Below are 22445 nucleotides of genomic sequence, written 5' to 3' on the forward strand. Positions count from 1 at the left end.
ACAATATGTATTAAATTTATTCCATGTTCAATCTTTAACTAATTTAATCATGGAAAAAAAAGTTTGCGCCAGAGGATGTATGAGGAGATGTCCTACAGACATTATTCTCCCAGAAGCATCAAGACCTATCTTAGCCTGGTATCTGTAGTATCAGCTCATTTTGGAAAAAGTCCGGATCTGATCAGTATCCCCGAATTAAAGGACTACCTTTTTAAAAGGATCAGTTTGGACGGACTTTCGGTATCAAGCATAAACCAGACAATCAGTGCCTTTAAAATACTTTTCAAAGACGTGCTTGAAAGAGATTGGGATACTATCAGGATCAAACGGCCAAGACGTCCCAAGCTGCTTCCGGTTGTATTCTCAAAGGAAGAAGTGTCGCATATCCTTAAGAGTATCAGGAACAGAAAACACTATTGCCTGATCGCTCTCACCTACGCCTCAGGACTCAGGATGGGAGAGGTAATCAACCTGAAACCCTGCGATATTGACAGCGACCGGATGCAGGTCAAAGTCAGGGGCGGAAAGGGTTATAAAGACAGGTACACACTTCTTCCGGAGCAGTTACTGGTAAAGCTCAGGGATTATTTCAGAGGCTACCGTCCACTTACTTACCTTTTTGAAGGCCAAGAACCGGGAAAGCCTTACAGTGAGACAAGCGCCCGCTGTATACTCAAAAAGGCTATGAAGAAAGCAGGGATAAAAAAGCAGGCGTGCTTCCATACCCTTCGCCATTCTTTTGCCACACATCTGCTCGAGCAGGGAACCAATGTCAGGATTATCCAAGAGCTGTTGGGACACAGGTCCCTTAAGACCACTACGGTTTACCTGCATATAAGCAACCTGACCCCCGCGCAGATCAAAAGTCCCCTGGATGAGCTTTGATGGAGGCTGTTAACAAGAGGAATGGTGGGGCTGAACTCTCAACAGTCCTGGATTCCCAAAAGGAGGTCTTCCTATCGCAGAAGCATCTGTGCCCTGATCAGAGAAAGGCCTTTAACGACATCCTCCATTGCCGGACATCACAAATGGGCTCACACAGTCTCTGTTGTGACTCCTGCGGTACGGTCAAAGTCTGCTATAACAGCTGCAGGAACCGCCACTGTCCGAAGTGCCAGTACATCAAGCAGCAGCTTTGGGTGGAAAAGCTAAAGTGCAGGCTTCTGCCTGTCAGGTACTTTCACGCCGTGTTTACGGTTCCTGAGTTTCTCAATCCATTGTTCTACATCAACCAGAGGTTCTGTTACAACCTGCTCTTTGAATGTTCTGCAAAAGCAGTAAAGAAGACGGCCCTGAACCCGGTATTTCTGGGAGTCGAAAGCGGCTGTCTGTCGGTACTCCACACTTGGGGCCAATCCCTGAACTACCACCCCCACATCCATATGCTGGTTCCTGCAGGAGGCCTTGACAGTGACGGGATGCAGTGGCTGTATGCCGGTAAAAAGTTCTTCGTTCCGGTAAAGGCCCTTTCGTCCGTGTTCCGGGGACTGTTCATGGAAAGGCTTCTGGGAGCACTGGAGGATAACCTTCTCAGGATACCTGACGGGCAGAAAGAGCTGTTTGCCGATATCAAAAGTCTGAAAAGGGAATCTTACGCAAAGATGTGGAATGTCTATATCAAGAAGACTTTCAGGGGGGCGGGCCAGGTGGTCAGCTACCTTGGCAGGTATACCCACAGGGTAGCGATCAGCAACAGCCGTATTCTGGATACAGATGGTGAAACCGTAAAGTTCAGGTGGAAGGATTACAGGGACAACAAAACCAAAACCATGTTGCTTGCCTGTTCCGAGTTTGTCAGAAGATTTATGCAACATGTACTGCCAACAGGCTTCTACAAAATCCGCTATTACGGCATCTTGGCCTCGGCCAACAGCAACACCAAAATGAATGAATGTTTCAGGCTGTTGAACATAACAAGGGAGGTGTCATTTTACCATGGGCTGAGCACCTACGAGGTGATGGAGGAGATTTTCGGAGAAGAGATGTTCAGGTGTACCTGCTGCAAGAACGGAAGGATGGTCTTTGCCCCGCCCGGGGAAAAAGGAAACGGTCCCTGAATGAAAAAGCAGGGATGAAGTTCTTTGAAAAGCTGAAAGAAAAACAAAACAGAGGTTCTGTTACAGGGAAAGGTATGCCCGGTCCCAAACAAAATTTCCGGGTAAAAAAGCGGAATCCGTCCAAAACTTCAGGACAATGGTCCAAAACCAGACAAAACCTTCAAAGCAAAGCAGATAAATACCCATAGGTGTAGCACGGCTTAGTCCAACTATGTTTTAAACGCAATCTTGAAACGCCAATTTATTTTGGCTATTTTTTTGGCTAGATTGCGTCTAAAACACTTTACGTTGAACTAAACCTCCTTCGTCGGTAGTTTTTCTGTATTCCATCATAAAGGCCTGATTTTTAACAATATGTATTAAATTTATTCCATGTTCAATCTTTAACTAATTTAATCATGGAAAAAAAAGTTTGCGCCAGAGGATGTATGAGGAGATGTCCTACAGACATTATTCTCCCAGAAGCATCAAGACCTATCTTAGCCTGGTATCTGTAGTATCAGCTCATTTTGGAAAAAGTCCGGATCTGATCAGTATCCCCGAATTAAAGGACTACCTTTTTAAAAGGATCAGTTTGGACGGACTTTCGGTATCAAGCATCAACCAGACAATCAGTGCCTTTAAAATACTTTTCAAAGACGTGCTTGAAAGAGATTGGGATACTATCAGGATCAAACGGCCAAGACGTCCCAAGCTGCTTCCGGTTGTATTCTCAAAGGAAGAAGTGTCGCTTATCCTTAAGAGTATCAGGAACAGAAAACACTATTGCCTGATCGCTCTCACCTACGCCTCAGGACTCAGGATGGGAGAGGTAATCAACCTGAAACCCTGCGATATTGACAGCGACCGGATGCAGGTCAAAGTCAGGGGCGGAAAGGGTTATAAAGACAGGTACACACTTCTTCCGGAGCAGTTACTGGTAAAGCTCAGGGATTATTTCAGAGGCTACCGTCCACTTACTTACCTTTTTGAAGGCCAAGAACCGGGAAAGCCTTACAGTGAGACAAGCGCCCGCTGTATACTCAAAAAGGCTATGAAGAAAGCAGGGATAAAAAAGCAGGCGTGCTTCCATACCCTTCGCCATTCTTTTGCCACACATCTGCTCGAGCAGGGAACCAATGTCAGGATTATCCAAGAGCTGTTGGGACACAGGTCCCTTAAGACCACTACGGTTTACCTGCATATAAGCAACCTGACCCCCGCGCAGATCAAAAGTCCCCTGGATGAGCTTTGATGGAGGCTGTTAACAAGAGGAATGGTGGGGCCGAACTCTCAACAGTCCTGGATTCCCAAAAGGAGGTTTTCCTGTCGCAGAAGCATCTGTGCCCTGACCAGAGAAAGGCCTTTAACGACATCCTCCATTGCCGGACATCACAAATGGGCTCACACAGTCTCTGTTGTGACTCCTGCGGTAGGGTCAAAGTCTGCTATAACAGCTGCAGGAACCGCCACTGTCCGAAGTGCCAGTACATCAAGCAGCAGCTTTGGGTGGAAAAGCTAAAGTGCAGGCTTCTGCCTGTCAGGTACTTTCACGCCGTGTTTACGGTTCCTGAGTTTCTCAATCCATTGTTCTACATCAACCAGAGGTTCTGTTACAACCTGCTCTTTGAATGTTCTGCAAAAGCAGTAAAGAAGACGGCCCTGAACCCGGCATTTCTGGGAGTCGAAAGCGGCTGTCTGTCGGTACTCCACACTTGGGGCCAATCCCTGAACTACCACCCCCACATCCATATGCTGGTTCCTGCAGGAGGCCTTGACAGTGACGGGATGCAGTGGCTGTATGCCGGTAAAAAGTTCTTCGTTCCGGTAAAGGCCCTTTCGTCCGTGTTCCGGGGACTGTTCATGGAAAGGCTTTTGGGCGCACTGGAGGATAACCTTCTCAGGATACCCGAAGGTCAAAAAGAGCTGTTTGCCGATATCAAAAGTCTGAAAAAGGAATCTTACGCAAAGATGTGGAATGTCTATATCAAGAAGACTTTCAGGGGGGCGGGCCAGGTGGTCAGCTACCTTGGCAGGTATACCCACAGGGTAGCGATCAGCAACAGCCGTATTCTGGATACAGATGGTGAAACCGTAAAATTCAGGTGGAAGGATTACAGGGACAACAAAACCAAAACCATGTTGCTTGCCTGTTCCGAGTTTGTCAGGAGATTTATGCAACATGTACTGCCAACAGGCTTCTACAAAATCCGCTATTACGGCATCTTGGCCTCGGCCAACAGCAACACCAAAATGAATGAATGTTTCAGGCTGTTGAACATAACAAGGGAGGTGTCATTTTACCATGGGCTGAGCACCTACGAGGTGATGGAGGAGATTTTCGGAGAAGAGATGTTCAGGTGTACCTGCTGCAAGAACGGAAGGATGGTCTTTGCCCCGCCCGAAGGAAAAGCAAATGGTCCCTGAATGAAAAAGCAGGGATGAAGTTCTTTGGAAATATGAAAGAAAAACAAAACAGAGGTTCTGTTACAGGGAAAGGTATGCCCGGTCCCAAACAAAATTTCCGAGGAAAAAAGCGGAATCCGTCCAAAACTTCAGGACAATGGTCCAAAACCAGACAAAACCTTCAAAGCAAAGCAGATAAATACCCATAGGTGTAGCACGGCTTAGTCCAACTATGTTTTAAACGCAATCTTGAAACGCCAATTTATTTTGGCTATTTTTTTGGCTAGATTGCGTCTAAAACACTTTACGTTAGCGAACATATGATGAAACCCATCTACATATTTTTGATTCTGATTATGGTTGCAAATCAATCAAAAGCGACCTCTCAAATTCCTGATGTCGTATTTTTTGGAAAGGACACTTTAAATTTTTATGATTCTCCGCTAGATAAGATTGAAGGAATAAGTGATAAAATCTTGAGATTAAGGAAAGATGAATATGTAGTTTCTTCTGATTGTTGGAAGGGCTTTCGAGCAGAATGGAGAATAATTAACGATGTTCTGTATTTATCCAATGTACTTGATTGCCATTCAGAAAAACAATTAAATCCATTGATAGAAGAAATATTAGGGATAAAATTTACCGATGGATTAATAAGAGCAGATTTTGTTGATGGAGATTATTGGGCAGGGAAAAACCAAGTTTATGAACAGTCATTTTATACTCCAATTTATAAACAGGAGATTAAATTTGCCATTAATGAAGGAAGAGTTGTCAATTCAACAAAAACTGAGTCTTTTGAATGTGATTATTCAGATAAGGAAGATTTAAAGAATTTCATCTTAAAGAATTTTAATCCTAATGAAATAGAAGATTTGAAAGGGGAATCAATAAAAGTCTCAGTGAATGTTAAGTCAGATAATACAGGAAGAATAAGGGAAGTGAAAATCGTGCACTCCACGCATCCCGCAACTAACAAGCTTTTCCAAGATTCCATTATGAAACTGCCATGCCGTCCAGTCTATTTTCTTAAAGGAGAGTATTGGTCTATTGAAGAATCAATTTATTTGTCCTTTAATATGAAGGAACTAAAAGAATACGTTCGCTAACATCACCTTGGAAGACAGCGGGCGGTTCCGAGTAAATAGAAAGTTTAGTATCTTTAAGAAGTTAGGAGTAGGTAGGAAGAGAACAGCTCCGAATGCCCGCCGTCTCCAAGCTGAATCCCGTTGAACTAAACCTCCTTCGTCGGTAGTTTTTCTGTATTCCATCATAAAGGCCTGATTTTTAACAATATGTATTAAATTTATTCCATGTTCAATCTTTAACTAATTTAATCATGGAAAAAAAAGTTTGCGCCAGAGGATGTATGAGGAGATGTCCTACAGACATTATTCTCCCAGAAGCATCAAGACCTATCTTAGCCTGGTATCTGTAGTATCAGCTCATTTTGGAAAAAGTCCGGATCTGATCAGTATCCCCGAATTAAAGGACTACCTTTTTAAAAGGATCAGTTTGGACGGACTTTCGGTATCAAGCATAAACCAGACAATCAGTGCCTTTAAAATACTTTTCAAAGACGTGCTTGAAAGAGATTGGGATACTATCAGGATCAAACGGCCAAGACGTCCCAAGCTGCTTCCGGTTGTATTCTCAAAGGAAGAAGTGTCGCTTATCCTTAAGAGTATCAGGAACAGAAAACACTATTGCCTGATCGCTCTCACCTACGCCTCAGGACTCAGGATGGGAGAGGTAATCAACCTGAAACCCTGCGATATTGACAGCGACCGGATGCAGGTCAAAGTCAGGGGCGGAAAGGGTTATAAAGACAGGTACACACTTCTTCCGGAGCAGTTACTGGTAAAGCTCAGGGATTATTTCAGAGGCTACCGTCCACTTACTTACCTTTTTGAAGGCCAAGAACCGGGAAAGCCTTACAGTGAGACAAGCGCCCGCTGTATACTCAAAAAGGCTATGAAGAAAGCAGGGATAAAAAAGCAGGCGTGCTTCCATACCCTTCGCCATTCTTTTGCCACACATCTGCTCGAGCAGGGAACCAATGTCAGGATTATCCAAGAGCTGTTGGGACACAGGTCCCTTAAGACCACTACGGTTTACCTGCATATAAGCAACCTGACCCCCGCGCAGATCAAAAGTCCCCTGGATGAGCTTTGATGGAGGCTGTTAACAAAAGGAATGGTGGGGCCGAACTCTCAACAGTCCTGGATTCCCAAAAGGAGGTTTTCCTGTCGCAGAAGCATCTGTGCCCTGACCAGAGAAAGGCCTTTAACGACATCCTCCATTGCCGGACATCACAAATGGGCTCACACAGTCTCTGTTGTGACTCCTGCGGTAGGGTCAAAGTCTGCTATAACAGCTGCAGGAACCGTCACTGTCCGAAGTGCCAGTACATCAAGCAGCAGCTTTGGGTGGAAAAGCTAAAGTGCAGGCTTCTGCCTGTCAGGTACTTTCACGCCGTGTTTACGGTTCCTGAGTTTCTCAATCCATTGTTCTACATCAACCAGAGGTTCTGTTACAACCTGCTCTTTGAATGTTCCGCAAAAGCAGTAAAGAAGACGGCCCTGAACCCGGCATTTCTGGGAGTCGAAAGCGGCTGTCTGTCGGTACTCCACACTTGGGGCCAATCCCTGAACTACCACCCCCACATCCATATGCTGGTTCCTGCAGGAGGCCTTGACAGTGACGGGATGCAGTGGCTGTATGCCGGTAAAAAGTTCTTCGTTCCGGTAAAGGCCCTTTCGTCCGTGTTCCGGGGACTGTTCATGGAAAGGCTTTTGGGCGCACTGGAGGATAACCTTCTCAGGATACCCGAAGGTCAAAAAGAGCTGTTTGCCGATATCAAAAGTCTGAAAAAGGAATCTTACGCAAAGATGTGGAATGTCTATATCAAGAAGACTTTCAGGGGGGCGGGCCAGGTGGTCAGCTACCTTGGCAGGTATACCCACAGGGTAGCGATCAGCAACAGCCGTATTCTGGATACAGATGGTGAAACCGTAAAATTCAGGTGGAAGGATTACAGGGACAACAAAACCAAAACCATGTTGCTTGCCTGTTCCGAGTTTGTCAGAAGATTTATGCAACATGTACTGCCAACAGGCTTCTACAAAATCCGCTATTACGGCATCTTGGCCTCGGCCAACAGCAACACCAAAATGAATGAATGTTTCAGGCTGTTGAACATAACAAGGGAGGTGTCATTTTACCATGGGCTGAGCACCTACGAGGTGATGGAGGAGATTTTCGGAGAAGAGATGTTCAGGTGTAGCTGCTGCAAGAACGGAAGGATGGTCTTTGCCCCGCCCGGGGAAAAAGGAAACGGTCCCTGAATGAAAAAGCAGGGATGAAGTTCTTTGAAAAGCTGAAAGAAAAACAAAACAGAGGTTCTGTTACAGGGAAAGGTATGCCCGGTCCCAAACAAAATTTCCGAGGAAAAAAGCGGAATCCGTCCAAAACTTCAGGACAATGGTCCAAAACCAGACAAAACCTTCAAAGCAAAGCAGATAAATACCCATAGGTGTAGCACGGCTTAGTCCAACTATGTTTTAAACGCAATCTTGAAACGCCAATTTATTTTGGCTATTTTTTTGGCTAGATTGCGTCTAAAACACTTTACGTTGTGGCAAACCTGGCAAAAAACGGATGACAAACCTCAAAAAAATCTTATTGCCTTACCCAGTGTGCGACCCACAAGACGGCTAAAACTTGCTCCTCGATCCATTTTGGAAAAGTTTATTTTTTGAAGTGACCATAAGGTCATATGCAAGATTTTTAATTTACATTTAAGATAAAATGAAATATGGATATACGCTTCTTTGCCAATAACCCTAAATTCTTCCTCAATCGGGACGGAAGACCGAAGTCGGAAGACCGATGTATCGGACATTTCAGTCCTCAGACGAGAATTAACATGGATGTCCAATCTTCTGGCATAATTGCGTACATACATAAAATGAAAAATACATTGATAATTGGCTTAATGATCTTAAGCTTTTCAGCATTTGGGCAAATCCCCGGAAAAAAGGTTGATGGACCAATATTGATTTTTGATACATTGACGATCAACAAGGGAGATATGATTTACCTAGGGAAAGGTAGCGATCCCAACTCAGGCGCATTTTCGCATATAACTACGCCTATAAAAAAACTGGTCAATGTCCCCAACAAAGTGATACCAATAGGAACCCATACAGAATACCAATTAATTGCTGAAGGACTTAGTGAAGGCTATAACGGAAGGGCTTATTCCATCCAACATTTCAGCAAAGTCTCTTCAAAGAAAAATGGGGAGAATATTTTCGGCGTTATTGATGTCGGTTTGTCATTTGATGGAAATCTTGACTTGAGTGTATATAATCAAGCAGTAAACTTTGAGGCGGCAATTTTGTCCGGAGAAATTATCAAAATCAATGACATTGATTTTACCAATCCGGGAAAAACAACTTTCAGAGAAATACCACAATTTGTTTTCAGCAAAGAAGGCGTTCAACCTATTGTCGTTGATTTTGAAGGTATGAACAGGAGTGAACTCTATGCAGGAACCATAAACTGGTATCAGGATTATTATAGAAATAAAGTCGAAAATTCCATAAGGAGCGAGGAAAATAGAGAGGTTAAAATTGCAGGTCTAAAAAAAGGAGTTCTTGTTTCCAAAATTATGGGAGTTGAATTATTTCTTGATATTCAATACCAGTTTAACATTGAATTTCTAGAAAATAGCATTAGGATGAATTTTGTTTCTGTAGATCAAATGGGTCAATTTATGGAGGAGTTTTCTCAAGAAGAAAATGATTCTGTGGGAAACAGCGATAAGATCAACAAAATGACGGAAGATTTCAAAATAGAAATGGAAAAGATGATGAATGAAATTTCAGCTTCCTTGGTCAATTATTTAATGAAATAATCAGTGGCATTCGTCCGGTTAGGACCTGAAGTCTTTTCACATTTCAATGGTTATTTTTGATACTTTCTAATCATTAAATCAATCAGGTTTTTCATATTCTTTCAATATAACGACGTAAAAATAACATGTAAAAACCAATCCCAACTCACCTTTTTTGTAAACCAACAGTAGCATGCAGTAAGTGAAAAACTATTTACAAAAATTCACAAGTAATTGAAAAACAATATTATATGTTTTGGACTTATTACTGAACAAACCAAAACTATTATTACTATGAAAAAATTAATGACCTTTGCCTTGATGGTTACTTTTTTTGTGACCTCAGCATTTACTGCCAACGAAAATGCTACTATTAATCCTGATGCGGATATTGTGGATTTGGCAGTTCAGACAGAATTCCTTTCTACTCTAGTTGCTGCTGTAAAAGCCGGTGATTTGGTGGATGTTTTGAAAGGAGACGGACCATTTACTGTTTTTGCACCTACCAATGAGGCATTTGCAAAATTGCCGGCAGGAACTGTGGAGAACTTATTGAAGCCAGAAAATAAAGCTCAATTGGTTGCAGTATTAACCTACCATGTTGTACCAGGAAAAGTTTATTCCAAAGATTTGAAAAATGGAATGAAAGCTAAAACAGTACAGGGTGGAGATGTTACCATCACTTTGAAAGGCGGAAAAGCAATGGTAAACAATGCTACCGTTTCCACAGCTGATATCGAAGCTTCAAACGGTGTAGTACACGTAATTGATACAGTAATTCTTCCTTCAAAGTAATTGAATTGTGATTTTAATTAAAAAAGCCCCGTCTCCGGGGCTTTTTTTATTGAAGGTAATTTTTTCTTTTAAGAATTGATTCAACGAATTTTTTATCGTTTTCGGAATTGAAAATCTTGAATGGAAGATGTATAAACTGTGCTTTGGACATCGTAAGTATAAAAGCATCCTTTTTGACTTCCGCCTTTTTGATCATATCCCATTTGATAGGCATCCCTTGTTTGGCATTTAATTTCATCAGAATCTGTCTGCTGTCTATTTCGTAAGACATTTTTTCAAAAATCACTTTATTTTGTTCCATTTGGGTTACGCCTGCAAACTGGATGACCCAAAAAAGCCAATATAATGCATAGGCCAAAATCGCCATGCTGATCCACCACCATGATGCTATCCAAAAATAACCGCAACCAATTGCTATAGCAATAAGAATCACCCACCATTGCTCTCTTAAAATATTTGCCAAGCCTGCTTTGATGTAGGTACCTGTCTCTAATTGATATTTTTTAGTTTTTACTATCATTTTCTTTATTTTTCAGTGCGCAAATATCTAACGATATGGCATATTTCACAAGTTAATCCGGAATACTGTTAAGATTTTTGGGATTTCTTTAATCAAAACTATAAGAGATCGGTTATTTAATTGACTTCTATGTCCTTTTGTAGTAAATTAAACAAAATTTCTTCGTTATGAGTAGCTTGGCCGTTGATTTGATGTTATGTGGAATAGCCTATGTGGTGTTGATTTATTTTGTAGCTACCATGACAAAATCTAAACTCGGTAGAAGTCAAAACAATGATGACGATGGTGATGGGGGAATTGAGGATTTTACACCCCCAAAAATTGACTTACCTCCGGGAGTAATTTGGCCCTCTGACGGTCCTACAAAAAAATCCCCCAAGGATCCCATTGAAGTTTAATCAATTACATTTGTCGCAAACTCCCTGTACCAATAGACTTACCTCTTTGTTGATATACCCGGCAGGAAGGTTGATTTTTGGCAAACTTACTTCTTCAATACAGATAGTTTTACCACATTTTTCACATTTGAAATGTACGTGTTCGTGGTCGTGGCTGTGTTTGCTTTCTTCTCCATGATGAGAACATAGTGCATATTTTGCAGCCCCACTATCATCAAGCACCTTATGGATAAGATCACTGTCCAAAAATGTTTTAAGTGTCCTGTAAAGCGTAACCCGGTCAAAGTCCTTGTCAAGCACTTCTTCAAGATCCGAGTGGGAAAGGGCAGCCTGCCTTTCCAAAAAGATTTTCAACACTGCTTTTCTACAATTGGTAATTCTAAGGCTGTGATCATGAAGAATTTCAAGTGGGCTATTGGACATTTTTGTAATTGATATTTGGGTAAAAATAAGTACTTATGGGGATAACGCAAAAAATGGTCAAACTTGTTCAGTCTGACCATTTTTGGATGAGTCTTATAAATTCTATTTGGGTAAACTTCTTCATGAGATATGTGGTTGATTTGATAATTAAGTTTTAAACTTAACCCGTATTTCAGGGCTTATATTTATTGTAAATGCTGAAATTTGATATATGTCAATCCATCCCATTTAAAATGCTACTTTATATTTTATGCGTCATTATCAAACAATCATCATAGGAGGTGGACTTGCGGGACTGATCGCTGCGCATCAATTATCAAAAAATGGAAAGGAGGTTTTACTGATTGAAAAAAAAACCTACCCTTTCCACAGGGTATGTGGCGAGTATATTTCCAATGAGGTAAAAGAATTCCTCAAGAAAGAAGAATTATTTCCCCAAGAAATAGGCCCTTCCAAAATCACCAAATTCCTGCTTACATCCATCAAAGGAAATGAAGCAAAAATGGATCTGGACTTAGGCGGATTTGGGATCAGCAGGTTTGCCCTCGATTTTTTTCTCTATCAAAAAGCAAAGGACGTAGGAGTTAAATTTTTACTCCAATCCCAAGTAGAAGAAGTGGAATTTGAAACCCAAGGGAACAGATTTATTCTCAAATTGAATAAAGGTGATTCATATTCAGCTGATCATGTACTTGGCGCCTTCGGAAAAAGATCCAAAGTGGATAAAGCCATGAACCGGTCTTTTATGCACCAAAGAAGTCCATTCATTGGAGTCAAATATCATATCAAAACAGACTTTGACGCAAATACCGTCGCACTACATAATTTTGATGGTGGCTATTGCGGTATCAACCAAGTAGAAAACGGGATCTTCAACCTTTGTTATTTGGGTTCAAAAGAACAGCTACGTCAGTATGGGAATATTCCTGAAATGGAGAAAAATGTGCTTCATAAAAACCCCCACCTCAAACACCTTTTTCTAAACAGTCAATTCATTTTTGAGAAACCCGAGGTAATCAATGAAATCAATTTTTCTCCAAAAAAACCTGTTGAAAACCATATCCTGATGATCGGAGATGCAGCAGGTTTGATTACACCTTTATGCGGAAACGGAATGGCCATTGCAATTCATACCGGAAAATTAGCAGCTGAAGCGCTCCTCCAAAACAAGGACAGAACTTCCATTGAAAACCAATATACTTTGCAATGGAATCATTTTTTCAAAAATCGATTATGGGTGGGAAGAAAAGTGCAGTGGCTTTTTGGGTCCAAAGCGGTTTCTGAATTTTCGGTCGGACTGATCAAAAACTCTACCTTTGCCGCCAGTCAGATTATGAAAAGAACCCATGGGGAGGTTTTTTAAAAAACCTGCAACACCTGTGTATTCTCTAAAAAATACCAAACAAAAAAAACATTCAAAGCAATAGCTGAAATCCTGTTCATCCACATGGCCAAAGTATAGTTGGTGTATTTATCCTCATCTTTTCTTACAAAAGAAAACCAAATCATAAAGTAAAGCACTACGGGTAGCATCGCCAGCAAAAACCCGAAAAAGCCGCTTTCCTGATTTCTATCCAGAAAAAACCAACTAAAGCAAACCCCCGTCACCAAAAACCATATACTGGAAAAGACAAAGGTGCCTTTTTTGCCCAATTTTAAACTTAGGGTGATGTCACCTCTTTTGGAATCTTCCTCATGCTGATATACTTGGGTCAAGGGATAAGAACCCCAAAGCATCAAACTGGTCAATGACCCTGGAATAAGGACATGACTTTTGGTAAAAACCTCCCATCCAAAATCACTCAATCCCGCATAGGCCAACCCAAAAGTAAAACATCCCTGAAAGAAACCTGCTACAACCCAACTGAGATAAGGGTATTTTTTTAATCTGACAGAAGGATGGCTATAGGCCATGGACACCAGACTATAGACCAACAGCATACTACTGAACTGCCAGTTGATCTTCAAACCCAAAATCAGTGAAATAACAAAAAAAATCAAAGAAAGGTAATACAATCCTTTAGTAACTTTGGGGGGATTACGCAAACCACCAATGCTTTTTTCATCCTTATCGAAGTAGCTGTTGTAACCGTTGCTTGAAGGATAAAGGAACAAATGAAGAGAAACAAAGACTATCAGTAATCTATCTCCATTTAAGTTGGGGGACAAAGCCAATGCAAAAAAGAAAACGGGCATCAAATAAAACGAAAAAGGAATCCTGAGATGCCTCCAATTGGACAACTTAAACATAAATGGGGTTTTGTTTTTAACTTTTAGTAACTTGAGATGTTTAGACTTCGAAATCCAAGTTAGAAAAATAAGCTTAATTTTAGTAAATGAATAACCATATTGTTAGTATCGGTACAGCCAATCCTGGAAAACCCATTTTGCAGGCACAGATAGGTGAATTTATGAAGATGGCGCATAACCTGGATTCACAGGAAGCGCGAAAACTGAATTTTGTTTACAGGCATACAGGAATAGAAAACCGATACAGTGTTATAGAAGATTTTAGGTATGAAGATCCGGAAAAATTCAGTTTTTTCCCCTCAAATAAATCGTTGGAACCTTTCCCCGGTACAAAAATGAGGATGGGACTTTTTGAAAAATCCGGTTTTGGACTGGCAAAATCGGCTATTCTTGATTGTTTGCGAGGAACAAATTACCAGCCATCAGATATCACCCATTTGATTTTGGTCTCTTGTACAGGAATGTTTGCACCTGGACTCGAGTTGGAAATCATGCACGAAATGAATTTTCGAAAAGATGTAGAGCGATATGCCATACATTTCATGGGATGTTATGCCGCATTTAATGGCATCAAACTGGCAGATAGAATTTGTGACAGTGATCCAAAAGCCAAGGTTCTTATTTTATCAGTAGAACTCTGCACCATCCACTTCCAAAAAAATTATAATGAAGACAATCTTTTGGCCAATGCCATTTTTGGAGATGGTGCCGCAGCAGCTTTGGTTACAAGAGAAGAGGAAGGACTTTCCATACAGAAATACCACAGCAGGGTATTCAAGGAAGGGGAAAAAGATATGGCCTGGTCTATTGGGAATTTTGGTTTTGAAATGCGATTGAGTAAATATGTCCCTGAATTGCTCAGTAAAGGACTTTTTGAAATCAATGATTATTTGGAAGAAAAATTCCAATTGTCAAAAATTAAAAATTTTGCTATACATCCGGGAGGAAAGCAGATTCTTCAAAAAGTAGAAGAAGCCTTTGGAATAGGAAAGTCACAGAATCTTCCCTCCCATGAAACCCTTAAAAGTTTTGGCAATATGTCATCGGCCACTATTTTGTTTGTCCTGAAAAAATGGTTGATAGACCCGCACCAGAAAGGGGACATTTTGGCTATGGGATTTGGACCGGGATTGACTTTAGAAACCCTATTGCTTGAGAAATAATGGGGAAATTCAGCAAAAGAAGCTACCAAAAAGAAATAATGGACGACCTTGAAACTGGGGGGAAATTGATGGAGGTGACATTAAAAGAGCTCAAAATCATCAATAAAGTCCTCGGGGGAAACCATGTGACCACATCCAGTTTGAACCAGATCATGATTAAATATCCTCAAAAAAGCTATTCCATCGCTGATATAGGCTGTGGCGGAGGAGATATGATCAAGGTAATGGCAAATTGGGCCAGTCGAAAAAAGATAAATTGTCAGTTCATAGGAATTGATGCCAATCCCAATATCATCAAATTGGCAAAATCAAATCTTTCAGAAATCGCCAATGTGGCATTCGAAACCCAGAATGTTTTTGATGGATCTTTTTTAGACAAAAAAGTAGATATTGTGACCTGTACACTTTTTACGCATCATTTTACAGATGAAGAACTATTGTTGCTTTTATCTTCTTTTAAAAAGAAGGCAAAGCTTGGAGTTGTCATCAATGACCTTCATCGCCACCCTATTGCCTATTATAGCATCAAGCTTTTGACTGCCTTGTTTTCCAATTCTACCATGGTCAAAAATGATGGCCCACTATCAGTATTGAGAAGTTTCAAAAAATCTGAACTGGCCAACATTTTGAAATCTTCAGGGATTTCAGACTACGAAATCAAATGGAAATGGGCTTTCCGTTGGAGAGTAACTGGATATATTCTTTAGTTTTGTATTCTCAAAACTCAAAACCATATTATGGATTACAATATTGATTTAGACAATATCACTGTTCTCAGAGAAAAGGGAATTGACCTTTTATTCCAGTTTGGGCCCATATTATTGAAGTCGCTGATCTTACTTCTGGTAGGGCGATATGCCATCAGGCTATTGATGAAATTATTTGGTAAAACTCTTGAAAAATATGAGATAGACCCTTCGTTGGCAACATTCTTCAAGAGTTTTTTAAATGCCTTGTTGTGGGTGCTTCTGCTTATCAGTGTAGCCACTACACTGGGAATGGAAATGACTTCGTTTGTTGCCATTTTGGGTGCCGCCGGCTTGGCGGTTGGTCTGGCATTACAAGGTTCTTTGTCAAACTTTGCCGGGGGAGTTTTGATCCTGGTTTTTAAACCTTTTCGTGTGGGTGATACCATTGAAGCACAAGGGACAATTGGGGAAGTGGAGAGCATTGACATACTTTACACAAAAATCAAGAATTTTGATAATAAAGTGGTTACTATTCCAAATGGTGCCCTGGCCAACAATTCTATGATCAATTATTCTCAAAAACCGACAAGACGTGTTGAAATCAAAGTCGGGGTAGCTTATGGAACTGATTTAAAGAAAACGAGAAATATAATTTTGGAAGTACTCAAACTGGACCAAAGAATTCACGCTGACCCCGAACCTTTAGTCAAATTTGTGAACTTTGGCGACAGTTCTCTTGACCTGATCGTTAGGGTCTGGGTTGATAGTGAGAATCTCTGGCCTGTGTATTGGGACAACATAGAGGCTATCAAGGAAGCCTTTGAACAACAAGAAATTGAGATTCCTTTTCCACAAAGGACAGTTCACCATCTATATTCCGAAGGCAAATAAAATAAGATGGAAGACATAGTTCTTTTTGCCCTGTTTTTTGAACAAAAGACAGGGTAATTTTTTACTTTTTAGTAGGCTAAAAAAGAAAGATTTTTATAACTTGGTCAACATGTTCTTTAATTTAAACTATGAAAAACTAAAAAGTTATGGATTTTAACCTTTCACAAATTACCGATATGGTCATTGCTTATGCCCCAAGAGTATTGGGAGCTATAGTAACTTTGGTAGTTGGTTTTTGGCTTGCCAGAATAATTGCCAAAAAGACCAAGCAATTGATGGAAAAAAATAACGTCGACCCCACCTTGGTGCCGTTTATTTTTTCTTTGATTACCATCACCATTAAAGTCCTCGTGTTATTCAGTGCTGCTTCCATGTTCGGCATTGAGGTTACCTCATTTATTGCGATTTTTGGTGCGCTAGCCTTTGCGATCGGTTTGGCTTTACAGGGAAATCTGAGCCATCTTGCTGCAGGTGTTCTGATTTTGTTTTTTAAACCATTTCGTGTCGGGGACTTCATAGTCACCAATGGCTATTCAGGCACTGTCAAAGAAATCCAGATTTTCAATACCATATTGACTACACTTGACAATAGAATCATCATCATTCCAAATGGATCGATTTCATCAAACCCCTTGGAAAACCTCACCGCCAATTCGGTCAGAAAGGTACCTATGACTTTTGGAATAAGCTATAAGGACGATATAGACAAAGCAAGATCCGTCATTCAAAAAGTTGCAGAATCATGCGAATTTATAGATCATAGTCAGCCTGTTGATATTATTGTTACTGAACTTGGAGCCTCATCTGTAAATTTTGCCGTAAGGCCTTGGTGCAAGACAGAGGATTTTTGGAATGTTCACTCCTATATGCATGAAAATATCAAAAAAACCTTCGACAAAGAAAACATCGGGATACCTTTCCCGCAAAGAGATGTCCATCACTATTATCCTGAAGGAAAAAATTAGCAATAAAAAAAGGCCGGAGATTGAATTCCGGCCTTTTCATTTTTTATTCAAAATTGATCGGAATGCTTTTCCCATTATGGGTGACTGAAGCCGTTTTGTCACAGTCACCATCTCCATAATCAATCAAAAACTTCTGGTCGGAATTGATAGTCAACTCGATTTTTCCGGATGAAGGTATCCAATTTCCCTGGCTGGTACACTTTTGGTTGTAAATTAGTTTTTCTTCAATAAGGGACATGTAAGGGATTCCAAGTCTTGTTTTTCCCCCGGATCCACCTGTCACTTCCAATCTATAATCATCGGACAATCCTGCGGGAAAATACAATTTCTTGTCATGTTCTCCTTCGATCGTGGCGTATGTACCGTCCGGCCAAGTTACCTTTCCGTCATAGATCACAGATTCGAAATGCAAATACATACCTTCTGCATTCAGTCCTTTGTGAATAATTTTTCTTCGGCCTTCTATTTTAAGATCATTGACATAATACCCATCAAACAAAATGTTGATCTCCATAACAGATTCCGGTGAAAATTCAGAGTAAGTTATGGTTAACTTACCTTTGCGCTTAATACCTTTTGGGCTTGTACAACCTGAGCCAAAATTGATCACAATTGACCTATTATTGGGATAAAAATCAACTTTGGTGTCAGGACATAGGTCATTGTTGAGATCAACCATCGTCCTCAAGCCAGTTCCATTACCAAGCATTGAAGACAAAATAAGCTGGTCAGCATCTTCAAATGAAGCATTAACCTGTGCCTCTTCCTGAAGGATCGCAGTATCCTGTTGAGGCAAAAGTTCTTCTGTTTTTTCACAGGATGTCAACCAAAAAAGACATCCCAAAACAAACAGGAAAGTAGGATTTTGTGGGTGATTTACTTTCATATGAGTTAAGTTTTATTCCTGAAAGTAAAAGAAAAAAATCAGAATAAACATTAAGTTTAGTAATCATTTTTTCGGATTTTTTTATCCTTATTCTTTGAATCTGAGGCACATCCAATATTTTTGGTAAGAGATACATTTTCCGGTATACCACCGAAACCTTCAGAATAATCAACTTCTGAAATCAACTCTTCCTCAATGATTTTTTTTCTCTGGTTTCCTGATTTTTTTCCCATTTTGGCAAATTTAAATAGGCCAGTTGTCTTTAAATATTTCTCCGTTTAAAAAGTCCGCCAGTTCATAATTATCCAGCAAGCAATTCTCCATTTCATTTTGGATCATTTCCTTATCCAAGTCCTGCCCGATAATCACCAATTCATTCATCCTGTCCCCAAAAATTTTATCCCATTTGGATTCTATATATTTTTGGTTTTCTACATAAGAAGGATATCTCGTCCGCTCTTTAAATGTCATACTTGCCCACCAAACACCAATCGGTTCGGCCTTCAATGAACCCCCGGCCTGTGACCAGGAAAGTGCCTGATCCTTTCTTGAAGCAATATAAAACAGCCCTTTACTGCGGATAATTCCTGCGGGCCAATTTTCCGAAATATAGGTCCAAAATCTTTGTGGGTGAAAAGGTCTTTTATCCCTAAATACAAAAGAAGATATCCCGTATTCTTCGGTTTCCGGTGTATGGTGACCTTTTTCCAATTCCTCTTGCCAACCTGCAGAATTTGAAGCCTCTTCAAAATCAAAAAGGCCTGTGTTCAGAATTTCTTTAGGATCAATTTTGCTATGATCAGAAACTATGATATTGGCAGCAGGATTGAGTTTATTGATAATTGCCTTTAATTCTTCAATATGCTCTTTGCTGACCAAGTCAGCTTTGTTTATCAAAATTACATTGGCAAATTCAATCTGATCCGTAAGGAGGTTAACTATTGAACGCTGATCTTCCGGGTCATTATTTAAATGTTTGGAATATACAGTTTCGGCACTTCCAAAATCCTTGTAAAAATTAAATGCATCTACTACAGTCACCAAAGTATCTAGCTGGCTGAATCTGGACAAATCAATCCCTTTTTCATCATCAACAAAACTAAAAGTCTGTGCCACCGGTAGGGGTTCAGAGATACCTGTGCTTTCGATCAACAAATAGTCGAAGCGGTTTTCATTGGCCAAGCGCTCCACCTCTATCATCAAATCCTCCCTTAAGGTGCAACAAATACAACCATTACTCATTTCCACGAGCTTTTCTTCAGTCCTTGAAAGGGTGTTTTCCTGCCTTACAAGTTGCGCATCGACATTGACCTCACTCATGTCATTGACAATGACGGCTACCTTAAGACCTTGTTTGTTATGAAGAATATGATTGAGCAGGGTGGTTTTTCCTGCTCCTAAAAATCCACTCAATACTGTTACAGGTAATTTTTTATTCATTTCAATTTATTATTTCAGCATCCAATAGGATGAAATTCAATTCATCAATATCTGTATCGTTGAGTTTTAGCTTTCCTTTGATGGTAATGATTTCATCTACTTTGATCTTTTTGGAAGGTTTTTTCTTTAGGTAGGCCACTACAATACTCTCCGGTCCGGCTCCACCACAAAAGAAACATTCCGCGTTGGGAAATTTACTAAGTACAGCAAAATCTGAGGTACTTACATCCAAAGGAATATAAAAGCCCGTGACTTCCAAAGACTTGCCCTCCAATGCTTTAAGTTCATCCGGGAAAATAGGATATAGAAAATACATCCCAAATTCTCTGTTTAACTTTTCTACAAACCTTGTCTTTGATAATAAAGCCCAAATGTCAGGATTGTGTACCGATACCCCTAATCCTAAGGAAAAGGCCAACAAGAATCCCAATGTTAATATTTTCATAATTATCGTTCTCCTATAATGAATGAAGACTCCGGACGAACCGGAGTCTTGCTGTCAACCACCATCATTCTAATGAGAGAACACTATAAGAATGAGATGATTCAAATATCTTTAAAAAAATGATATAATGCAACATTATTGCATTTATATTTTTAGTGCCCCCTCCTAAATCTTTTAATATCTTTGGTCCATGGAATTTGAATACGGGATTACTGACATAAAAGATTCGCTCAAGCGTTGTAAAAGAAAGGGATTTGGGCTTGCTACAGCCCGGTTTTTTCTTTTCTTGTTTATGATTGCTTCATTGATCATTGGACTTTCTGATAAGCCGGTATTTATACTCGCTTTCCTGATATCTTCAATTTTGTTCGTATACCTTATCATTCAATACAACACCAATAAAGATTGGATAGATTTTTTTTCCCAGTTGATTGAAATGGAAAAAGAGAGAGAGAAAAGAAAATCCCGGAATCTAAAAGACTTGGATTCAGGTTCAGAATATATAGATAAGCTCCATCCCTATTCCAATGATCTTGATCTTTTTGGTGTGCATTCACTTTTCCAATTGATCAATCATACCGTCAGCAAAAGTGGTAAATCACTTTTAGCGGAGTGGATGAAATGCAACATTAATCCCGATAAAGCCAAAGAAAAGGCAGAAGCAATTGAGGAACTTAGGCCTAACAAGAGCTTTCTGGCATCTTTTGAAGCGCATGGCCGGGCTTTTATGAAAAATGAAAAACCCAAAACAAAATTTTATGCCTGGCTTAAACAAAATGAAAAATGGAATGCCATCTACTATTTACCACTTTTAATTGGCCCAATTGGAGGAATTTTAATCATTTTTGCAGCAGTATTTGAATTAATCGCCCCGGCTTGGGTTGGTGCTTGGATTATTGCTGGATTATTTTTCTTATCAATGATCTTCCATAATTTACAACAGGCTTCCTCCATCATGCCCAATCAGGGAGACATCAAGACTTTTAGCAAATGGGCCTCACAGATAGCGGCAATGCGATTTGAAGGAGATTATCTCAATCACCTTCAAAAGCCCTTTAAAAACCAGGATTATGATGCTTCGGCGATTTTAAATTCCTTGGAGCAAAAATCCTTTATGCTTCAAAACAGATTCAATTTGATGTATTTGATCTTCAATATGCTCTTTTGGATTGATTTTTTTCTTTTTTGGAGAACGGTTAAGTGGAAAATGAGATTCGCAAAACATTTAGCTGAATGGGAAGGATATTTCGATGTTTGGCAGTCTTTGGTTTCTTTGGCAGCATTTAGCAATGAGGAAAATCTAAACTGCCAAGTGGATTGGACAAGTGAAAAAATATTGGAAACAAAAAATCTGGTTCATCCACTTTTAAATCCCAAAGATGCAGTAGGAAATGATTTTACTTTAGCCGAAAAGACAAAAATTGTTCTACTGACCGGGTCCAATATGTCCGGTAAAACGACTTTTATGAGAACGGTGGGAATCAATCTTGTTCTTGCCAACTTGGGATTGTGCCCATTTGCCTCCGCATTCAGAACAGGTTCCTTCCAATTATTCACCAGCATGAGAAATACTGATAACCTGGGAGAGAGTGTGAGTTCTTTTTATGCAGAGTTGGCCAGAATCAAGCAATTGCTTACCATGGCAGAAAATGGGGAACAGGTTTTGTTTCTTTTGGATGAAATTCTAAAAGGTACCAATACCGTAGACCGAATCATGGGAAGTGAATCACTCATCAGACAATTGGCAAATTCCAATTGTAAGGGAATTATTTCAACACATGACATTGAACTGAGTCAATTGGAAAATACCCTCGATTATCTCGAAAACAAGAGTTTTCATAGTGAAATTGCCGACAATGAAATTCACTTTGATTACAAAATCAAGGAAGGTCCCTGTCCGAGTTTTAATGCGCACAAACTCATGGAGTTGATGGGCATTAAGTTCTCTGAATAGTTTTTATGGCATGATAATTGGTCTTTTAAGCTCATAATCAATTGTTTAACTAAACCAACTATACCATGAGTTCTTTATTATATTTGATTGCTGTCATTTTGATTATCGGATGGATCTTCGGATTCTTTGTTTACAGTGCAGGTGGGCTGATTCACATTCTGTTGGTATTGGCTGTCGTTGCAATTCTGTTGAGGCTAATTGGTGGAAGATCGGTTTAATCTTTCAAAAAAAAATACCAAGAGGCTGTATCATAAATCGTCTTTCTAATTTTTTTTCCAAATAAA

General features: G+C 40.0%; 27 protein-coding genes. 20 read left to right on the top strand and 7 right to left on the bottom strand.

From position 1 onward, the window contains the following. The first annotated feature begins 75 nt into the window (after nt 1-75). From B9A52_RS03145 to B9A52_RS03190, 12 genes are all read left to right on the top strand, one after another. Nucleotides 76-885 carry a tyrosine-type recombinase/integrase gene (locus tag B9A52_RS03145; protein ID WP_084118937.1) on the top strand — a complete coding sequence of 270 codons (810 nt, stop codon included), beginning with the start codon at nt 76-78 and terminating at the stop codon, nt 883-885. After that, nucleotides 885-2057 (top strand): IS91 family transposase, encoded by a 1173-nt coding sequence (locus B9A52_RS03150; protein ID WP_084118938.1) that lies wholly within the window; start codon nt 885-887, stop codon nt 2055-2057. Before B9A52_RS03145 ends, B9A52_RS03150 begins: the two co-directional genes overlap by 1 nt. A 14-nt stretch (nt 2058-2071) precedes the next feature. After that, entirely contained in the window at nt 2072-2245 is a 174-nt protein-coding gene (locus B9A52_RS25355; protein ID WP_157370051.1) for a hypothetical protein, read from the top strand. A gap of 236 nt (nt 2246-2481) precedes the next feature. Beyond that, complete coding sequence (locus tag B9A52_RS03155; protein ID WP_084118939.1) at nt 2482-3291, top strand: tyrosine-type recombinase/integrase; 810 nt, start codon at nt 2482-2484, stop codon at nt 3289-3291. Beyond that, complete coding sequence (locus B9A52_RS03160; protein ID WP_084118940.1) at nt 3291-4463, top strand: IS91 family transposase; 1173 nt, start codon at nt 3291-3293, stop codon at nt 4461-4463. The genes B9A52_RS03155 and B9A52_RS03160 overlap by 1 nt, the downstream gene beginning before the upstream one ends. 14 nt (nt 4464-4477) lie before the next feature. Continuing rightward, a complete protein-coding gene (locus B9A52_RS25360; RefSeq protein WP_157370052.1) occupies nt 4478-4651 on the top strand; it encodes a hypothetical protein in 174 nt (57 codons plus the stop codon). 111 nt (nt 4652-4762) lie between these two features. Then, nucleotides 4763-5551, top strand: coding sequence for a hypothetical protein (locus tag B9A52_RS03165; RefSeq protein ID WP_157370053.1), 789 nt, complete (start codon nt 4763-4765; stop codon nt 5549-5551). 256 nt (nt 5552-5807) lie between these two features. Further along, nucleotides 5808-6617 (top strand): tyrosine-type recombinase/integrase, encoded by an 810-nt coding sequence (locus B9A52_RS03170; protein WP_084118939.1) that lies wholly within the window; start codon nt 5808-5810, stop codon nt 6615-6617. After that, complete coding sequence (locus B9A52_RS03175) at nt 6617-7789, top strand: IS91 family transposase (protein ID WP_084118942.1); 1173 nt, start codon at nt 6617-6619, stop codon at nt 7787-7789. The genes B9A52_RS03170 and B9A52_RS03175 overlap by 1 nt, the downstream gene beginning before the upstream one ends. 14 nt (nt 7790-7803) lie before the next feature. After that, nucleotides 7804-7977, top strand: coding sequence for a hypothetical protein (locus B9A52_RS25365; protein WP_157370054.1), 174 nt, complete (start codon nt 7804-7806; stop codon nt 7975-7977). 282 nt (nt 7978-8259) lie between these two features. Further along, complete coding sequence (locus B9A52_RS03185; protein WP_157370055.1) at nt 8260-9363, top strand: hypothetical protein; 1104 nt, start codon at nt 8260-8262, stop codon at nt 9361-9363. A gap of 273 nt (nt 9364-9636) precedes the next feature. Next, complete coding sequence (locus tag B9A52_RS03190) at nt 9637-10137, top strand: fasciclin domain-containing protein (protein WP_084118945.1); 501 nt, start codon at nt 9637-9639, stop codon at nt 10135-10137. Between the two features lie 46 nt (nt 10138-10183). Here the strand turns inward: B9A52_RS03190 and B9A52_RS03195 are convergent, their stop codons facing one another. Next, entirely contained in the window at nt 10184-10657 is a 474-nt protein-coding gene (locus B9A52_RS03195) for a YcxB family protein (RefSeq protein WP_084118946.1), read from the bottom strand. A gap of 167 nt (nt 10658-10824) precedes the next feature. On the opposite strand from B9A52_RS03195, the gene B9A52_RS03200 reads away from it, so the two are divergent. Beyond that, nucleotides 10825-11055, top strand: a complete 231-nt coding sequence (locus B9A52_RS03200) for a hypothetical protein (protein ID WP_084118947.1) — start codon at nt 10825-10827, stop codon at nt 11053-11055. Here B9A52_RS03200 and B9A52_RS03205 read toward each other — a convergent pair whose 3' ends face one another. Continuing rightward, nucleotides 11056-11478, bottom strand: coding sequence for a Fur family transcriptional regulator (locus B9A52_RS03205; protein WP_084118948.1), 423 nt, complete (start codon nt 11476-11478; stop codon nt 11056-11058). A gap of 250 nt (nt 11479-11728) precedes the next feature. Between B9A52_RS03205 and B9A52_RS03210 the strand changes: the two genes are divergently transcribed. After that, a complete protein-coding gene (locus B9A52_RS03210; RefSeq protein WP_084118949.1) occupies nt 11729-12841 on the top strand; it encodes an NAD(P)/FAD-dependent oxidoreductase in 1113 nt (370 codons plus the stop codon). On the opposite strand, the gene B9A52_RS03215 is transcribed toward B9A52_RS03210, so the two are convergent. Continuing rightward, nucleotides 12838-13728, bottom strand: coding sequence for a UbiA family prenyltransferase (locus B9A52_RS03215; RefSeq protein WP_084118950.1), 891 nt, complete (start codon nt 13726-13728; stop codon nt 12838-12840). The genes B9A52_RS03210 and B9A52_RS03215 overlap by 4 nt on opposite strands. Before the next feature lie 86 nt (nt 13729-13814). Between B9A52_RS03215 and B9A52_RS03220 the strand changes: the two genes are divergently transcribed. From B9A52_RS03220 to B9A52_RS03235, 4 genes are all read left to right on the top strand, one after another. After that, on the top strand, nt 13815-14891 hold the full coding sequence (locus B9A52_RS03220) for a type III polyketide synthase (protein ID WP_084118951.1): 1077 nt from the start codon (nt 13815-13817) through the stop codon (nt 14889-14891). Next, on the top strand, nt 14891-15598 hold the full coding sequence (locus B9A52_RS03225) for a methyltransferase domain-containing protein (protein ID WP_084118952.1): 708 nt from the start codon (nt 14891-14893) through the stop codon (nt 15596-15598). Before B9A52_RS03220 ends, B9A52_RS03225 begins: the two co-directional genes overlap by 1 nt. A 30-nt stretch (nt 15599-15628) precedes the next feature. Continuing rightward, nucleotides 15629-16471 carry a mechanosensitive ion channel family protein gene (locus tag B9A52_RS03230; protein ID WP_084118953.1) on the top strand — a complete coding sequence of 281 codons (843 nt, stop codon included), beginning with the start codon at nt 15629-15631 and terminating at the stop codon, nt 16469-16471. A 146-nt stretch (nt 16472-16617) separates the two neighbouring features. Further along, nucleotides 16618-17436 carry a mechanosensitive ion channel family protein gene (locus B9A52_RS03235; RefSeq protein WP_084118954.1) on the top strand — a complete coding sequence of 273 codons (819 nt, stop codon included), beginning with the start codon at nt 16618-16620 and terminating at the stop codon, nt 17434-17436. A gap of 43 nt (nt 17437-17479) precedes the next feature. Here the strand turns inward: B9A52_RS03235 and B9A52_RS03240 are convergent, their stop codons facing one another. From B9A52_RS03240 to B9A52_RS03250, 4 genes are read right to left on the bottom strand one after another with little or no spacing between them, the layout of a single operon-like run. Next, nucleotides 17480-18322 (bottom strand): hypothetical protein, encoded by an 843-nt coding sequence (locus B9A52_RS03240; RefSeq protein WP_084118955.1) that lies wholly within the window; start codon nt 18320-18322, stop codon nt 17480-17482. A 56-nt stretch (nt 18323-18378) separates the two neighbouring features. Next, nucleotides 18379-18555, bottom strand: coding sequence for a hypothetical protein (locus tag B9A52_RS25815; RefSeq protein WP_172805157.1), 177 nt, complete (start codon nt 18553-18555; stop codon nt 18379-18381). A gap of 10 nt (nt 18556-18565) precedes the next feature. Continuing rightward, nucleotides 18566-19762, bottom strand: coding sequence for a GTP-binding protein (locus tag B9A52_RS03245; RefSeq protein ID WP_084118956.1), 1197 nt, complete (start codon nt 19760-19762; stop codon nt 18566-18568). 1 nt (nt 19763) lies between these two features. Beyond that, complete coding sequence (locus B9A52_RS03250) at nt 19764-20207, bottom strand: hypothetical protein (protein WP_084118957.1); 444 nt, start codon at nt 20205-20207, stop codon at nt 19764-19766. 190 nt (nt 20208-20397) lie between these two features. On the opposite strand from B9A52_RS03250, the gene B9A52_RS03255 reads away from it, so the two are divergent. Together B9A52_RS03255 and B9A52_RS25370 are read left to right on the top strand one after the other, a co-directional pair. After that, entirely contained in the window at nt 20398-22161 is a 1764-nt protein-coding gene (locus B9A52_RS03255) for a MutS-related protein (RefSeq protein ID WP_084118958.1), read from the top strand. Between the two features lie 65 nt (nt 22162-22226). Further along, nucleotides 22227-22379 carry a lmo0937 family membrane protein gene (locus B9A52_RS25370; RefSeq protein ID WP_157370057.1) on the top strand — a complete coding sequence of 51 codons (153 nt, stop codon included), beginning with the start codon at nt 22227-22229 and terminating at the stop codon, nt 22377-22379. Nucleotides 22380-22445 lie beyond the last annotated feature (66 nt).

The sequence above is a fragment of the Aquiflexum balticum DSM 16537 genome, from assembly GCF_900176595.1.
Taxonomy (GTDB): domain Bacteria; phylum Bacteroidota; class Bacteroidia; order Cytophagales; family Cyclobacteriaceae; genus Aquiflexum; species Aquiflexum balticum.

Bases quoted from the DNA above. Each gene is read 5' to 3' on its own strand.
- B9A52_RS03145 (WP_084118937.1), top strand. From the start codon at position 76: ATGTATGAGGAGATGTCCTACAGACATTATTCTCCCAGAAGCATCAAG.
- B9A52_RS03150 (WP_084118938.1), top strand. From the start codon at position 885: ATGGAGGCTGTTAACAAGAGGAATGGTGGGGCTGAACTCTCAACAGTC.
- B9A52_RS25355 (WP_157370051.1), top strand. From the start codon at position 2,072: ATGAAGTTCTTTGAAAAGCTGAAAGAAAAACAAAACAGAGGTTCTGTT.
- B9A52_RS03155 (WP_084118939.1), top strand. From the start codon at position 2,482: ATGTATGAGGAGATGTCCTACAGACATTATTCTCCCAGAAGCATCAAG.
- B9A52_RS03160 (WP_084118940.1), top strand. From the start codon at position 3,291: ATGGAGGCTGTTAACAAGAGGAATGGTGGGGCCGAACTCTCAACAGTC.
- B9A52_RS25360 (WP_157370052.1), top strand. From the start codon at position 4,478: ATGAAGTTCTTTGGAAATATGAAAGAAAAACAAAACAGAGGTTCTGTT.
- B9A52_RS03165 (WP_157370053.1), top strand. From the start codon at position 4,763: ATGATGAAACCCATCTACATATTTTTGATTCTGATTATGGTTGCAAAT.
- B9A52_RS03170 (WP_084118939.1), top strand. From the start codon at position 5,808: ATGTATGAGGAGATGTCCTACAGACATTATTCTCCCAGAAGCATCAAG.
- B9A52_RS03175 (WP_084118942.1), top strand. From the start codon at position 6,617: ATGGAGGCTGTTAACAAAAGGAATGGTGGGGCCGAACTCTCAACAGTC.
- B9A52_RS25365 (WP_157370054.1), top strand. From the start codon at position 7,804: ATGAAGTTCTTTGAAAAGCTGAAAGAAAAACAAAACAGAGGTTCTGTT.
- B9A52_RS03185 (WP_157370055.1), top strand. From the start codon at position 8,260: ATGGATATACGCTTCTTTGCCAATAACCCTAAATTCTTCCTCAATCGG.
- B9A52_RS03190 (WP_084118945.1), top strand. From the start codon at position 9,637: ATGAAAAAATTAATGACCTTTGCCTTGATGGTTACTTTTTTTGTGACC.
- B9A52_RS03195 (WP_084118946.1), bottom strand. From the start codon at position 10,657: ATGATAGTAAAAACTAAAAAATATCAATTAGAGACAGGTACCTACATC.
- B9A52_RS03200 (WP_084118947.1), top strand. From the start codon at position 10,825: ATGAGTAGCTTGGCCGTTGATTTGATGTTATGTGGAATAGCCTATGTG.
- B9A52_RS03205 (WP_084118948.1), bottom strand. From the start codon at position 11,478: ATGTCCAATAGCCCACTTGAAATTCTTCATGATCACAGCCTTAGAATT.
- B9A52_RS03210 (WP_084118949.1), top strand. From the start codon at position 11,729: ATGCGTCATTATCAAACAATCATCATAGGAGGTGGACTTGCGGGACTG.
- B9A52_RS03215 (WP_084118950.1), bottom strand. From the start codon at position 13,728: ATGTTTAAGTTGTCCAATTGGAGGCATCTCAGGATTCCTTTTTCGTTT.
- B9A52_RS03220 (WP_084118951.1), top strand. From the start codon at position 13,815: ATGAATAACCATATTGTTAGTATCGGTACAGCCAATCCTGGAAAACCC.
- B9A52_RS03225 (WP_084118952.1), top strand. From the start codon at position 14,891: ATGGGGAAATTCAGCAAAAGAAGCTACCAAAAAGAAATAATGGACGAC.
- B9A52_RS03230 (WP_084118953.1), top strand. From the start codon at position 15,629: ATGGATTACAATATTGATTTAGACAATATCACTGTTCTCAGAGAAAAG.
- B9A52_RS03235 (WP_084118954.1), top strand. From the start codon at position 16,618: ATGGATTTTAACCTTTCACAAATTACCGATATGGTCATTGCTTATGCC.
- B9A52_RS03240 (WP_084118955.1), bottom strand. From the start codon at position 18,322: ATGAAAGTAAATCACCCACAAAATCCTACTTTCCTGTTTGTTTTGGGA.
- B9A52_RS25815 (WP_172805157.1), bottom strand. From the start codon at position 18,555: ATGGGAAAAAAATCAGGAAACCAGAGAAAAAAAATCATTGAGGAAGAG.
- B9A52_RS03245 (WP_084118956.1), bottom strand. From the start codon at position 19,762: ATGAATAAAAAATTACCTGTAACAGTATTGAGTGGATTTTTAGGAGCA.
- B9A52_RS03250 (WP_084118957.1), bottom strand. From the start codon at position 20,207: ATGAAAATATTAACATTGGGATTCTTGTTGGCCTTTTCCTTAGGATTA.
- B9A52_RS03255 (WP_084118958.1), top strand. From the start codon at position 20,398: ATGGAATTTGAATACGGGATTACTGACATAAAAGATTCGCTCAAGCGT.
- B9A52_RS25370 (WP_157370057.1), top strand. From the start codon at position 22,227: ATGAGTTCTTTATTATATTTGATTGCTGTCATTTTGATTATCGGATGG.